12 protein-coding genes and 2 pseudogenes are annotated in these 14594 nt (G+C 61.1%); 5 read left to right on the forward strand and 9 right to left on the reverse strand.

Translation table 11 applies throughout. From position 1 onward, the window contains the following. Window positions 1-446 (forward strand): annotated as a pseudogene (locus BTW08_RS15120) (acetate/propionate family kinase); the annotation flags it as partial. A gap of 149 nt (window positions 447-595) precedes the next feature. Next, window positions 596-3031, forward strand: a complete 2436-nt coding sequence (locus BTW08_RS15125; RefSeq protein WP_075563367.1) for a phosphoketolase family protein — start codon at window positions 596-598, stop codon at window positions 3029-3031. A 16-nt stretch (window positions 3032-3047) separates the two neighbouring features. Here BTW08_RS15125 and BTW08_RS15130 read toward each other — a convergent pair whose 3' ends face one another. The 3 genes from BTW08_RS15130 to BTW08_RS19245 form a co-directional block, all read right to left on the reverse strand. Continuing rightward, on the reverse strand, window positions 3048-3797 hold the full coding sequence (locus tag BTW08_RS15130; RefSeq protein ID WP_075563368.1) for a cytochrome c oxidase assembly protein: 750 nt from the start codon (window positions 3795-3797) through the stop codon (window positions 3048-3050). After that, window positions 3794-4273, reverse strand: a complete 480-nt coding sequence (locus BTW08_RS15135) for a DUF2243 domain-containing protein (RefSeq protein WP_075563369.1) — start codon at window positions 4271-4273, stop codon at window positions 3794-3796. Before BTW08_RS15135 ends, BTW08_RS15130 begins: the two co-directional genes overlap by 4 nt. A 348-nt stretch (window positions 4274-4621) precedes the next feature. After that, a complete protein-coding gene (locus BTW08_RS19245) occupies window positions 4622-4963 on the reverse strand; it encodes a hypothetical protein (protein ID WP_075563370.1) in 342 nt (113 codons plus the stop codon). A gap of 990 nt (window positions 4964-5953) precedes the next feature. Here BTW08_RS19245 and BTW08_RS15145 point away from each other — a divergent pair. The 3 genes from BTW08_RS15145 (at window position 5954) to BTW08_RS15155 (ending at window position 8219) form a co-directional block, all read left to right on the forward strand. Then, on the forward strand, window positions 5954-6790 hold the full coding sequence (locus BTW08_RS15145) for a Crp/Fnr family transcriptional regulator (protein WP_168170672.1): 837 nt from the start codon (window positions 5954-5956) through the stop codon (window positions 6788-6790). Between the two features lie 145 nt (window positions 6791-6935). Then, window positions 6936-7259 carry a hypothetical protein gene (locus BTW08_RS15150; protein ID WP_075563372.1) on the forward strand — a complete coding sequence of 108 codons (324 nt, stop codon included), beginning with the start codon at window positions 6936-6938 and terminating at the stop codon, window positions 7257-7259. 141 nt (window positions 7260-7400) lie between these two features. After that, on the forward strand, window positions 7401-8219 hold the full coding sequence (locus BTW08_RS15155) for an MBL fold metallo-hydrolase (RefSeq protein ID WP_075563373.1): 819 nt from the start codon (window positions 7401-7403) through the stop codon (window positions 8217-8219). Window positions 8220-8228: 9 nt separating this feature from the next. On the opposite strand, the gene BTW08_RS15160 is transcribed toward BTW08_RS15155, so the two are convergent. From BTW08_RS15160 to BTW08_RS15185, 6 genes and pseudogenes are all read right to left on the reverse strand, one after another. Further along, window positions 8229-9539, reverse strand: coding sequence for an arsenic transporter (locus tag BTW08_RS15160; RefSeq protein ID WP_075563374.1), 1311 nt, complete (start codon window positions 9537-9539; stop codon window positions 8229-8231). 81 nt (window positions 9540-9620) lie between these two features. After that, the gene (gene arsH / locus BTW08_RS15165; protein WP_246837767.1) at window positions 9621-10373 is read right to left on the reverse strand and encodes an arsenical resistance protein ArsH; all 753 of its coding nucleotides are present in this window, start codon (window positions 10371-10373) and stop codon (window positions 9621-9623) included. Between the two features lie 7 nt (window positions 10374-10380). Beyond that, entirely contained in the window at window positions 10381-10797 is a 417-nt protein-coding gene (gene arsC / locus BTW08_RS19250; protein WP_075563417.1) for an arsenate reductase (glutaredoxin), read from the reverse strand. Window positions 10798-10968: 171 nt separating this feature from the next. After that, window positions 10969-11235: pseudogene (locus BTW08_RS19400) on the reverse strand (helix-turn-helix domain-containing protein); the annotation flags it as partial. Between the two features lie 207 nt (window positions 11236-11442). After that, complete coding sequence (locus BTW08_RS15180; RefSeq protein ID WP_075563376.1) at window positions 11443-13398, reverse strand: tripartite tricarboxylate transporter permease; 1956 nt, start codon at window positions 13396-13398, stop codon at window positions 11443-11445. Between the two features lie 39 nt (window positions 13399-13437). Then, entirely contained in the window at window positions 13438-14547 is a 1110-nt protein-coding gene (locus BTW08_RS15185) for a tripartite tricarboxylate transporter substrate-binding protein (RefSeq protein ID WP_246837768.1), read from the reverse strand. Between the last annotated feature and the right edge of the window lie 47 nt (window positions 14548-14594).

The raw sequence follows: 14594 nt of genomic DNA on the forward strand, positions 1-14594 counted from the left end.
AGCAGCTGCAGTCGCTGCTCTATCATGATTCGGGATTGCTCGGCCTTTCCGGCCTCGACAGCGACATGCAGACGCTGCTGGAGAGCGATTCCCCCCGCGCGCGGCTGGCGGTGGACTTCTTCGTCTACCGCGTCGCCCAGGAAATGGGGCGCATGGCGGTCAGCCTGGGCGGCGTCGACGGCATCGTCTTCACCGCCGGTATCGGCGAGCATGCCGCGCCAGTCCGTCAAGCGATCATCGAGCGCCTGGCACCGCTGTGGTCGGTGGCGCTGGAGGACGCCGCGAACCGCTCCGCGGAGCCGGGGTGCATCTCGACCCGGGACAGTACGGTCGCCGTTCACGTCATCCCCACCGACGAGGAGGTCATGATCGTCCGTCACACCTGGCAGCTTTCTCGGTCGAACGCCGGTGGCGGCGCCCATGTCCCGGACTCTGCCTCTGACTAGAACTGAAGCTCGAACGCGGACCCGGGGCGGTGAGCGTACCGCGCCGTTTAGGGCACTCAAGACACTCGTGGCGTCGAAACAGGAGACGCCGCCAGCCTCGGCTTGTTACGAAAGCCATTCACGCCACCCCTTTCCCAGGAGTCTGCTCCATGCCTCCCACCGTGAGCCAATCCACGACCCTGCCCCACCTGCCGGTCGACAAGGACGAGGAGCTTCTGAGGCGAATCGATCACTGGTGGCGGGCAGCCAACTACCTCGCCGTCGGCCAGATCTATCTCACCGATAACGCGCTGCTCGAGACGCCTCTGACGCTCGAACACATCAAGCCGCGCCTGCTCGGACACTGGGGCACGGTACCAGGACTCAATCTGATCTACGCCCACCTCAACGCCCAGATCCAGCGCCGCGATATCGACGTAATCTATCTGGCCGGTCCCGGACACGGCGGTCCGGCACTGCTCGCCAATCTGTGGCTGGAGAACAGTTACAGCGAGCACTTCAGCCACGTAACGCGCGACGCCCAAGGGATGCAGCGCCTGTTCCGCCAGTTCTCGACGCCCGGCGGCGTGCCCAGCCATGTCAGCGTGCCGACGCCGGGCTCGATCCACGAAGGCGGCGAGCTGGGTTACGTGTTGACTCACGCCTTCGGTGCCGTGTTCGACAACCCCGATCTGATCGCGGCCGCGGTCGTGGGAGATGGCGAAGCGGAAACCGGCCCGCTGGAAGGGTCGTGGAAAGGCGTCAACTATCTCAATCCGACCCGGGATGGTGCGGTTCTGCCGATCCTGCACCTCAACGGCTACAAGATCGGCTCGGCAACGGTGCTGGCGCGCAAGAGCGATCATGAGCTGGATCACTATTTCCGCGGCCACGGCTATGCCCCGGTGTTCGTCGCTGGCGACCACCCGGATGCCGTTCACCGCGACTTCGCGGCGGCGCTCTCCAGGGTGCTCGATCAGATTCGCGAGATTCAGCGGCGGGCGCGCCACGAAGGCATCGAAACTCGTCCGGTGTGGCCGATGATCGTGCTGCGCACGCCCAAGGGCTGGACCGGGCCGAAGTTCGTCGACGGCGTGGCCGTGGAAGGCACGTTTCGTGCGCATCAGGTGCCGATGAGTGGCTTGAAGGCGCATCCCGAGCGTCTGCAACAGCTGCAACACTGGATGCAGTCCTATCAGCCACAGGAGCTCTTCGACGAGCAGGGCACGCCACGAGAATCCATCCTCGCCCTCTGCCCCGTCGGTGAACGGCGCATGGGGTCCAACCCGCATGCCAACGGCGGCAAGCTACGCCAGCCGCTCCAATATCGGCCACTCGAGACCTACGCCGTCGAGTTCGACGAGGCACAGCGGGGTCGCGAGCTTCACGGCTCCACCGAACGCCTTGGCCAGTTCATGCGTGATATCTACGTCGACAATCCGCACAACTTCCGGCTGTTCTGCCCCGACGAGGTCAACTCCAATCGACTCGGTGCAGTGCTGGAAGTCACCGATCGCTGCTTCATGGGGCCATTCGACGACAACGACGAGAAGCTGTCCATGGATGGCCGCATGCTCGAGGTGCTGAGCGAGCATAACTGCAACGGCTGGCTCGAGGGCTACGTGCTGACCGGCCGTCATGGTCTGTTCGCCAGCTACGAAGCCTTCGTATCGATCATCGATTCCATGGCGATTCAGCATGCCAAGTGGCTGGAGCACGCCCGCGAGGTCTCCTGGCGCGTCTCGATACCCTCGATGAACTACCTGTTGACGTCCACCTGCTGGCGCAACGATCACAACGGCTTCAGCCATCAGGGGCCGGGCTTCATCGACACCTTGCTGAGCAAACAGCCGCAGGTGGTACGGATCTACCTGCCGCCGGATGCCAACACGCTGCTGGCGACCGCCCAGCACTGCTTCGACAGCGTCGATCACCTCAATGCGATCGTGATCGACAAGCACCCTCAGCTGCAGTATCTGACGATGGATGAAGCCCGCGAACACTGTCGCGGAGGTCTCGGCATCTGGGAGTGGGCCAGCAATAGCGGCAAAGCGGAGCCGGATATCGTGATGGCGTGCGCCGGCGATACCGCCACCCAGGAAACCCTGGCAGCGGTGGACATCCTGCGCACCTATCTGCCGTCGCTGAAAGTCCGCGTGGTCAATGTGGTCGATATCATGACGCTCCGCTTGGACCATCCGCACGGGATCAGCCAGGAACATTTCGTCGAGCTGTTCACGGCCGAGCGCCCGGTGGTCTTCGCCTTCCACGGCTTCCGTGGCGTGGTCCATCAACTGATTCACAATCGCCCCGATACCGAACGTTTCCACGTCCGCGGCTATCAGGAAGAGGGAACCACCACCACGCCGTTCGACATGACGGTCCTCAATCACATGAGCCGCATGCATCTGGCGCTGGATGCCCTGCGCTATCTGCCGGAGCAGTGGGAGAACGCCGTTGAACTCATCGAGGATCTGCAGGCGTTACTGCAGAAACATCACCGCTATATTCGTGAGCATCTCGACGATATCCCGGAGATTACCCAGTGGGTCTGGTCGGGCGGCAAGATCGAACTTCCACTGGATCAGAGCGATCGGGAGCGATGACGCCCTATTGGGCATTTCAGGAAGTTATCGATGCCGGTGTTTCCCGATAGCGGGAACGCAGCCATTGACGTGCCAGCAGATAGACGAGCAGCGCTTCCGGCAGCTCGCCGGCATAGAACATCAGTTCGGCGCCCTGGCGCACCTGCTCCAAAGGAACCGAGGCCGGAAAGTGGAATTGGAACATCCACTTGGAGAGCATGGCGTGGGCCGCCATCGACACAACCAGCACCGCGAAGCGCCATTCGAGGGCCGGCCGCTGCGGCGCCGGGTCCGGCCCCGCGATCGCCCAGCTGAACAGGCATCCCGCGATGATGAAATGCCAGTGAAGCCACAGGGCGAACCCGGGCGAGTGGAGCATGACGGCGTACAGATCCGTGAGGTAGAGCGCCATCATGCCACCCACGTTCAATACCGCGGCCGTGACCGGCTGACTCAATATCCGGATGGGCAGTGACGACACGAACCCGACCCAGCGTCTTCCCCAGCGGGCAGGCACGTTCTTCAACGCCAGCGTTACCGGCGCCGCCATCACCAGCCCCAGCGGGGCGATCATCCCGGCAACAAGATGCACCACCATATGGCCGCGAAAATCCCCGTGCGCCCAGTGCATCAGCGGCGGCGACAGCACGATGCCGATCGCGAGCGCGCTGCCGCAGAAGAGCACCAGGCGCCAGCGTGGCCAGGCGCGGCCACGCGTCTTCAGCCGCCACCAGCCCCAGCCGTAGAGCCCGGCCAGCAGCCCGAAGACCAGCGTGAACCCGTTCACCGCTGACTCATCGCCTCGCCGTGTCGGGCGCGACGCAGCAGCCAGTAGCCGATGGCCAACAGCAACAGGCCGGCGGCGTTCCAGCCGATATCGTAGATCAGCAGGTTATCGACGTAGCGCACCTGATGGAGCCCCAGGATCTTGTGATCGACGATGCCGTCGAACAGCTGAAACCCGCCCATGCCCAGCAGGAAGCCGGCCCCGCGGTAGCCGGCAGCATGCTGACCGGTCTCATGCAGGCGCAGCATCAGCGCCACGCCGGAGACCAGCAGTACCAGCTCCAGCGTGTGCAGCAGCCCGTCCGAAGCGAGCGCCAAGGCCGAGCTGTCGGTCTCGACGAAATGGTGCCAGGCCAACAGTTGGTGAAAGATGATCTCGTCCAGCGCCGCCATCACGCCAATCCCCAGGAGAATCGCCGCCAGCAGCGTCGCCCCGACACGAGTCCGAACCCGATTCTTTCCATTACTGCCGTTCATGCCGACCTCCCTTTTCCTGCGCCATCGGTTCCATGCACCGTCGGTAAACCCGTCGTTCCCCGCTTCGGGCAAGCGGAAGCGCCCGCCACTAGCCACGGTTTACCAGAATCACATTATCCTTCGAACCCGACGAAAAGGACCCGATGAAAAGGGCCCGATGAAAAGAACCCGACGAAAAAAACCCGACCTGTGGGCCGGGTTTAGATCGTTGCGTTTCCTTGCATACTCTTCATGGCTTCCTGCCATGCATCCCTGTGAATATCGCTTCCCGCGATTTCCTTCCTTGGCACTACGTCTTCCTGACGCTGTACAAGCACTCTACGCCTCAAAGCCGCTGATAAAGCTTATCTAAGTTAAGTATCTCCAACAGATATGTATCGAGATGTAAGTAGCGATATCGCGTTTCGCCCTGAGCCCCGTGCGGTCACTGAATTGACCCGCATCTGTCATCGAATTGCGACCCACTGCCGATAGAGCTGTACGCAGTCCTGCGCCATGCGCCTGGACGTGAAGCATTCCAGAAACGCTCCATGGACCCGGCGGCGCTCCAATTCCCGCGCGCTTCACGGCTTCGACGGACTCTGCGTGGGGGTCGACGACGAATCCGCTGACGCCCCAGATCTTGTCGGGCAGCGCGACGATGCCGATTTCCCGCTCGAATCCGTCGAACAGCGAAGGATTGGCCGTCATGACACTGACCGGCGGGAGAAAACTCCCGGATGATGGCCATGGTGCGACGCGCATGGCCATTGCCCTGATGATGCACGAAAAAGCTGATGGGTCTTTTCATGACACGTGCCTTGTGCTGAATTTCCGCCGGCGATGTTCCGGGTTACTACTCCACCGAGCCTTTGGCGACTTCCGATCACCTGCCCACTCTCTACGAGTCTTCCACGATGGGTTTCCGTAGCCATGTCTCATCAAGGCTCGGGCGGCCGAGCCGAATCACTCTACGCCCGGCTTTGACTCCCAGCACTTCAAGCAGGTTAAGAAGCAGGTGGTTTCGCACGCTCCATCACGGCCTGAAGCCGCTAAGCCGTAAATAAATATGTAAATTTATGCAATATCAACACAGATCAATTTTAGCCGAAAAGCCCTCTAGAAATCAGAGCGCTTGAAGCCCAAAGGATCTTTTCAATCATTTGCCAATATCCTGGGTTAGTTTTGCTAAAAACGCGATACTTTTTAAGAAAATCAATAATAACAGCAGCTTGAAATTAAGTATGATGAGGCTGTCGGAAGCTCAAAATAGGGCCGCAATTTACGGCTAGTTTCGACAACGTTTGGTAACACCAATCGCTAGACATTTCCCCACGAGCAACTAGCTTTAAAACAAATGGATCGCTTATCCCGTCGATCAGGAGAGTCCAAAAGTGTCATCAAAGTGAAAATTCATGTCAGCATCACACCGGATTTTCCGGCATAAACCCTTCACCCTATTTCACTCTGGCGCTACGAAATTCAGTTGATTTCAATGCCGATCCTCGACTTTTTCCTTCACTCAGCCTCTTGATTGGAGGACCGTTAAGATAAGTACACCAGAGGGAATCTGGCTAGTTATATTCAATATTTTTAATGAGATGCCTAACACTTTATCGTCTGGAAAAGATCTGGCGTCAATCAGTCGGTGCGAGCTTGCGCAAGAAATGCTCTGCCGTTTTCTCCCAAGGAAGCGAAAACATGTCTTCGTATTCAATGAGCATGGATATCAACCTGCAGAAAGGCCACTGCTTGCAGGATAAGAACCGCGTTTCACTGAACGGGCAGTCCTGGTTTGGTTACTCGATCTATTTCGACATTCTGTCACGACATGCTCCCTTAACGCGGTCGGAAAGAGAGGCGCTCCGTGGGGTGCAGCAGACTCCCACAAGAGTCAAGCGAGGCGGCGTCATCAAGGGCGAGAATTGCCATCAAGGTTCGCTTCTTGCGATACAGGATGGTTGGGCATACTCGTCTCGTTTGACGCGGGAAGGCGATCGAAAAATCATCGATCTCTATCTGCCCGGTGACATCATCGGCATGAGAGATTATTACCAGGGTGGCGGCGTCGAACAGATCGTCATGTTGACCGAAGGTTTGATCATTCCCGCCGCTAAAACCAAGATCGACGAGGCCATGGAGGGCAGTTCGAATCTGGCTCGTGCTTTTCTGTCACTCGCCATGTACCAGAGCCATCTCATGGCGGATCGTCTCAACAATCTTATCAACCACGATGCCACGACGCGGATCGCCTATTTTATTCTCGAGTTGCACACCAGGCTGAATAGGACAGATCAGGACGCACGCGAAGTCTTTCTCCCTCTCTCTCAGCAGGTCATCGGCGATCTACTGGGCATGACCAATGTTCACGTCTGCCGCTGCCTGAATCAGCTGGAGCTTATGGGTCTGCTCAGTCGACACAGGGAGAGCCGAATTCTCGAGATATTGGACTACGAAAAATTGGTCGATATCGCGCGTTTCAACACGGCCTATACGCATCACCTGCCGAGACTCTCCCAAGTCGCGGCGCCTCATTGAGCGTTAGTGGCCAGCTTCATCGATGAACGTGCGCATGACAGGCGCATGACGATATGCATGCCAAGTCTGACGATGTATGACACGTAAACTAACTTCCGTATTTGACGCATTTCAATCTCAATTCAGTCCCAGCTCGAGAGACGACATGATGAGTGATATTTCAAAAAGCGCCAGGAAGCCGAACCAGGAGAGTGACAAGGCCAGACAGGCCATGCAGAAAGACACGCCCTCCAGCGGAGCCGGTAGTCAGCCAAACCCCGGTCAATCAAGCCACGAAGAGCCGAAGCCTTATCGTCCCGACGAAAACGTGGACAACCAGAAATCAAAGCATTCGCGGAAAGAGCCTGGCCACAACAACGCCATGGACAAGACGCCCGTTCCCGGGGCGCAGCTGACCAGAGAGAAAAAGGCTCACAAGGATAATATCGATAAGGAATCCGACAATTCGAACCCCAAGGCCAGCGGCTGACTCGCCGAGAACTGTCGGTATAAACGGCTATTCACTGGACGATGTTGACGCTGTCGTGTGCGACGTCCTCGCGAATCACCTTGGCAGCCCCGCCCTGGCAAATCAGTCTTTGCTCACCAGTCCGACGGCACAGGAGAAATCATGAGAGAGGAAACGCGGCAGTCTCTGGCTTCGGGACTGACATCGGTCAGACACAATCAAACCCTGCCGGTAGCGCCTGATGTCACCCAGCTGACGCTGAAGTTCGTCAACGTCTGCTTCATCGCCGAACCCAGCCGGCAACGCTGGGTGCTGATCGATACCGCCCTTCCCCGGCAGGAAAGCCAGATCGTTGCCTGGGCCGAGAGGATCTTCGGCAACCTGCCCCCGGCGGCCATCATCCTGACCCATGGCCACTTCGATCACGTCGGCTCGGCAATGGCATTGAGCCGGCATTGGCAGGTGCCGTTGTACGCCCACACGCTGGAATTCCCTTATCTGACGGGCGCGAAGCCGTACCCGCCCGCCGATGCGTCAGCCGGAGGCGGTGCCATTTCGCAACTCTCCCCGATATTTCCGCGCGGCCCGTTTCATCTCGAAGATGTATTGTCACCGCTCCCCGAGGATGGGTCGGTACCCGGACTGGATTCGTGGCGCTGGATATCTACGCCGGGCCACACGCCCGGCCATGTTTCGCTATTCAGGGAAGAGGACCGAACGTTGGTCGCAGGAGATGCCTTCGTGACCGTCCAGCAGGAATCGCTTCACCAGGTCGTCCTTCAGCGCGCCAGACTCAGCGGCCCGCCGCGATACTTCACCCAGGACTGGGAGCAGGCTTTCGAATCGATCCGTCGTCTCGCTGCGCTGAAGCCCTCGGTAGTAACGGCAGGCCACGGCCCACCGATCGGTGGCGCTCTGCTGACCAATGGATTGGCGCATATGATCGATCACTTCCACGTTGACCACATGCCCAAGCGCTAATCGTGGCAATTAAGATCGTGGCAGCACCGGCAGCCACAGCGCCAGCGCAACCAGGGTCGCCAGCAGTACCGGCGGGGTGATCAAAAGGCCGATCTTCATGTACTGCCCCCAGCCGATCTTGTAGCCCTTGCCAGCCAGCACGTGCAGCCACAGAAGCGTCGCCAGGCTGCCAATGGGGGTAAACTTCGGCCCCAGGTCGTTGCCGATCACGTTGGCGTAGACCATCAGCTCCTGGGTCACCGCCGGCACTTGGGCCCGGTCGATCGCCAGTGCCCCCACCAGCGTCGACGGCAAGTTATTCATGATCGAGGCGACGATGGCGGAGAGAAACCCGGTGCCGATGGTGGCGACGAAGTCGCCCTGCCCGGCCAGCCACTGCAGTGCCCGGGCGCCGTAATCGGTCAGGCCGGCGTTGCCCAGCCCGTAGACCACCAGATACATGCCGATGGAGAACAGTACGATCTGCCAAGGCGCGCCCTTGAGCGCCGCGGTGACCGACACAGCGGCGCCCTTGCCGCCCCGCCACCAGCGACCGGCGATCGCCATCAGTACGATCGCCGCGGCACCGGTGACGAAGGCGATGGGAATGCCCAGCGGCGCAGTGACGAAATAGGCGACGAGCAGCACGCTCAGCAGCGGAAAGGCGGCGCGGAAAATCAGCGAATCCTTGATCGCCGAGCGGGGGGCATCGAGCTCCGCCACCGAATAGCGCTTGGGAATCCGCCGGCCGAAGGCGATCCAGAGCACGATCAGCGTCGCCGCCAGCGACACCAGATTGACCGGCACCATGACCGCCGCATAGCGGTCGAAGGCGATATCGAAGTAGTTGGCGCTGACGATGTTGACCAGGTTGGAGATGATCAGCGGCAGGCTGGTGGTATCGGCGACGAAGCCGGTGGCGATAATGAACGCCAGCGCCGCCGGCGGCGAGAAGTCCAGCCGCAGCAGGATCGCGATCACGATCGGCGTCAGCAGCAGCGCCGCACCGTCATTGGCGAAGAACGCCGCGATCACCGCGCCCAGCACCACCACCAGAGGGAACAGCAGATGCCCGCGGCCATTGCCCCAGCGGGCGACATGCAGCGCCGCCCAGGCGAAGAACCCGGCCTCGTCGAGAATCAGCGAGATGACGATCAGGGCGACGAAGGTGAACGTCGCATCCCACACGATATCCCACACCACGCCGACATCGGACAGCCGCACCACGCCCGCCAGCAGTGCCACCAGTGCCCCGCCGAGAGCGCTCCAACCGATTCCCAGCCCCTTGGGCTGCCAGATCACCAGGACCAGGGTGGCGACGAAAATAGCCAGTGCCAGCATCGTATGACCGTGCCTCAGTGAGTGCTTTTAATGAGTGCTTTGTTAGCGCGTGCTTCTCGCACGTACTTCTAATGAGTGCTTCTAGTGAGTGCCTTGATTGACGCGACGCGAAAGTTCTTCCGCGCTCTCGACCCGTTCGGAGTAACGATCGGTGAGATAGGCCGAGCGCCCCCGGGTCAGCCAGGTGAACTTAACGAGCTCCTCGCAGACATCGACGATGCGCATGTAGAGCGGCGAAGGTTTCATGCGTCCGGCGTCGTCGAACTCGTTGAACGCCTTGGGCACGGAGGACTGGTTGGGGATCGTGATCATCCGCATCCAGCGCCCCAGAATTCGGAGCTGGTTGACGGCATTGAAGCTCTGGCTGCCGCCGGAGACTTCCATCACTGCCAGCGTCTTGCCCTGAGTGGGGCGAACGCCGCCCAGCGACAGCGGGATCCAGTCGATCTGCGCCTTCATGACGCCGGTCATGGCGCCATGGCGCTCCGGGCTGACCCACAGCATGCCGTCGGACCATTCGGCCAAGTCGCGCAGCTCCTGCACCTTGGTATGCTCGGCCTCGGCGTCGTCCGGCAGTGGCAGTCCCGACGGGTTGAAGGTGCGAACCTCGCAGCCGTACCAGCGCAGCAGTCGGCCCGCTTCCTCGGAGGCCAGCCGCGAAAAGGAGCGCTCCCGCAGGGAACCGTAGAGCACCAGGATTTTCGGCGGATGGCGCGGTTCATCGGCACCGATCAGCGCCTCGACATCGATCGGCTGCAGCTTGTCGAGATCGATATTGGGCAGATCGCCGGCATCGACCGAACTCTTCGTTTCACGCGTGCTCATGTCACTCATGTCCCTTTCACTCACGCCCCGACACCTCGGCATGTACGACTTCACCGTCTTCCTTGGTGAAGGTCGCCACCGGGTTGGCCAGCAGCGCCAGCACGCGCTCCGAAGGTCGGCACAGCCGGGCCCCCTTGTCGGTGACCACGATCGGCCGATTGATCAGGATCGGATGCGCCAGCATCGCGTCGATCAACTGCTCATCGCTCAGGGCCGGGTCGTCGAGGCCGAGCTCGTCGAACGGCGTGCCCTTGCGGCGCAGCAGTTCGCGCGGGGTGAGACCGATCATCGAGATCAATTCGAGCAGACGCTCGCGAGTGGGCGGTGTCTCGAGATACTCGATCACCTCCGGCGTCTCGCCGGAGGCCTCGATCATCGCCAGCGTATTGCGCGACGTGCCGCATGCGGGATTGTGATAGATCAGGGGATTCATGGTGCCCTCACGGTTTGTTTCGATAGCGGAACATTCACCCAGCGCCGTCAAAAACGGCTCGCAGACTTCGGGATGGCCGGCGCAGCAGTCGCGTACCAGAAACTGGATCGTCTCTTTCATGTGCGAGAGATCCGCGCGATAGATGATCGACCGACTCTGCCGACGCGACACCACCCAACCGGCCCGTGCCAGCACCGAAAGATGCGCCGACATCGTGTTGTGGGGCACGGATAGCTGACGCGCGATTTCGCCCGCCGGAAGCCCCTCGGGCTCGTGACGCACCAGCAGCCGATAGGCCTCGAGACGAGTCTCCTGAGACAACGCGGCAAAGCTCTGGGTAACGGTAGATATGTCCATGTGTCCGACATTATAGACATATCGTTGGCAATGGAAGACCTCGCGAACTAATTCACGTCCGTGTGCCGTGAATTCACGCATCCCGGAACGATCACGGTCGGGGCCGCCAGCCAGACTCGGACCAATACGCTATCGCTGTTACACCGCTTGCCGAGGCCATCGTGGCTTCAGGAACGTGAGGGCGTAGGCCTTTATTAACCCGTAACTCATCATCAACTAAAAACGGCACCTGCCCCGAGGCAGATGCCGAATCCATTCTTCCAATCCGTTTACCAAGCACGCGAGAAGCTAGAACAACATCGCGTCCAGCCAACCCGTGGGATAGTGCAGGTTCAACAGCGCCTGCATACCCAGCAGGAAGGCCGCGATACCGATGGCTATCAGCGCCGCCGTCGACCAGCGTGCCTTGGCGACAAACCGGATGAAACCCAGCGTCATGAGGAACGCGGTGCTGATGAACCCGAGTAGCGATGCCACAACGACCAGGGCCAGCAGTCCGCCGAGCCAGATCAGCGGCTGGCCGATAGGCTGGCTGACCCAGGTCGCCTGCCCCTTCCACGCCTGGGCGCCAGCCAGCAATGCGCCGACGGCCATGATCGCGATGGCCAGCATCGGGAAGATACCGCCGATCATCGACATGCCGCTGACGTCGTACCAGGCACCAGCCGCCAGCGCGAGCATGCCCACGACCAGTACCAGATCGATCTTGCCGAAGGTCGGCGCCGGCGTGTCGGCTGCCTGGCGGTTGACGTCGGCACCCACCGCCAGCGGCCGCCGCCGTCGCTGAAACAACCGCTTGATCAGCGGAAAGGCAAACGCCAGCGCGATCAATGCCAGGATGATGATGACACCGGGGCGAAGAAAAGCCGACATGCCATGGAACTGCACGCTCTGATAGAAGTAGGTCTCTGCACCCGGCGCGAGCACGAAGCCAATCAGGAAAGCGGGACGGGACCAGCCGGCCTGCTTGAACAGTAGCCCGATCGCGCCGACGGCGACCAGCGTGTACCAGTCTCCCAGCGAACGAGTGGCCTGAAAGGCGGCGAACAGAATCAGCGTGGTGATCACCGGCGCCAGTAGCACGAACGGAATGCGCGTGATCTGGGAGACCGGACGCGCCAGCATCAGGCACAGCGCGGCACCGAGGATATTGGCCAGCGCCAGCGACCAGATGATGGTGTAAGTCAGATCCAGATGAGTGGTGATCATGCTCACCCCGGGCTCGAGTCCCAGCAGCAGCAGCCCGCCCAGAAAAATCGCCGCCGTGCCTGAACCCGGCACGCCGAACAGCAGCGTCGGCACCATGGCCCCGCAGGCACAGGCGTTGTTGGCCGACTCCGGGGCGATGACGCCGCGAATGTCGCCCTGACCGAAATGTTTCTCGCCCTTGGTCGTCTTCGATGCGAACGCATAGGTGAGCCAGTCGACGACCGAGCCGGCGAGCCCGGGGATGGTGCCGATAAGGCTCCCCATGCCGGCACACTTGACGACCAGGCCGCGATTGTCGACGACGTCGCGAATGCCCTGACGCCATCCGTGCCCCAGCGAAGTTTGCTCCCGGGCAATGCTGCCGCGTCGGATGAGCAGATCGACGATCTCCGGCAACGCGAAGATCGCCAGGCCTACGACGATCAGCGGGATACCGTCGAACAGATACTCGACACCCAGGTTCAGACGAAACTCGCCGGTCGCCGGCGCCGTACCGATCGCCCCGGCCAGCAACCCCAGACCGCAGGCGGCCATGCCCTTGAACAGGCTATCGCCGGAGAGCACAGCGACCATGGCGAGACCCAACAGAGTCAGCACGAACAGCTCCGCCGACGAGAACGCCAGCACCAACGGCCGCGCGACCAGAATGAATCCGGTCAGCACGATGGCGCCGATGACGCCGCCACACAGCGATGACAGGAAGGCGCTGGCCAGCGCCCGCGCCGCCTGACCTTTCTTGGCCAGCGGGAAGCCATCCATCACAGTGGCCTGGGAGGCGCTCGAACCTGGAATCCCCATGAGTACCGACGTGAACGTGTCCCCCGTGGGGATTACCGCGACCATGCCCATCAGCATGCCCAGCGCCAACCCCGGCTCCATGCCGTAGAGAAACGGCAACAGCAGCGCCATGCCGGCAATTCCGCCCAATCCGGGAATGATGCCGACCAGCAAGCCGATCATCACCCCCAGACCCATGTACATCAGATGCGAGGCACTGAAGACCCCGCCCAGACTTGCGACCAAGGCATCTATCATTGTGTTCTCTCCTCTACCGTCTCGGCGACGACGATCCAGTTAACGCGTCACGACCCGCACGCCGTAACGATCCTTGAGCCAATCGACGACCCATTGACGGCGGGCATCGCTGAGTTCCATCGCGGACGCCAGCTGCTTGGCGGCGACCTCTCCCACGACCGGTTCATACGGCCCGACCTGCTGACGCGCTGCGGCAAGAAAGTCCTCGTTCGTCGTAAGGGCCTTGGCACTGGCGCGATAGCGCGCCAGCAGCTCGGCATCGACCTGCTTGGGAACCAGCAGCAACTTTTGCAGGGCGTAGCCGGAGGCGAAGAACTTGTGGAAGACCTCGTAGGCCACGTCGTCTCGGCTGGCGCCGGGCCGTGCCAGATAGAGTTCCGAGAACGTGGGCAGATCGGGGAAGGCGGGGTCACGCACGATCACGCCCTCTTCGTTCATCACGCCCAGCGAAAAAAGCGGTACGGCTTGTCCGGCTTCGACCAAAGGGGTGACGCTGCTGAAGTAGGCCGAGGTAGTCTGGAAATCGACCCCGGCCTCTCCGCGCTCGAACGCCAGGCGCCCCTCACCACGACTGCGCATGCCGAAGACCGGCTCGACCGCCAGGCCCAACATGTCGAATGCCAGCATCACCGGCATCTCGAGCCCGGTCGGCGTCTGCATCGCGAACTTCGTCGGCTCCTCGCGCAGATTGTCGAGGATCTCGCCGGTCTCCTTGCCGAAACGCGGCTGGACGTAGACCACGCCGCCGGTGGGGGCGGCAATGATCGGCGTCCACTTGGCGTAATCGAAGCGGACTCGCGGATCCTGCAGCATGGCCGGGAACTGCGTGGAGGCCGAAGTGACCAGCATCTCCTCGCCACTGGGCTGAGCGCGGGTATAGAAAAGATTGGTACCGGTGATCGAACCGCCCCCGGGAACGTTGTCGATGACGATGGCAGGATGCTGGGGCAGAGACTGCGCCATCCAGTGCGACATGAAGCGTGCCCAGACATCGGTGCCCCCGCCAACGCCGAACGGCACGGTCCAGGTCAGCGTGTCGGGCATGGGCTGGCTATCGTCGGCTTCGGCAAATAACGGTAACAGCGCCAGCGCACAGGCGATCCACCAGCGCCGGCAAGGCATTCGCGAGAGTTTCGGCTTGGCGTGCATATCCTCTCCTTCTCTTGGTTTTATGTTGGATGGGCGTTTTTGACGCC

It is taken from the genome of Salinicola sp. MH3R3-1, from assembly GCF_001937155.1.
In the GTDB taxonomy this organism is placed as follows: Bacteria; Pseudomonadota; Gammaproteobacteria; order Pseudomonadales; family Halomonadaceae; genus Salinicola; species Salinicola halophyticus.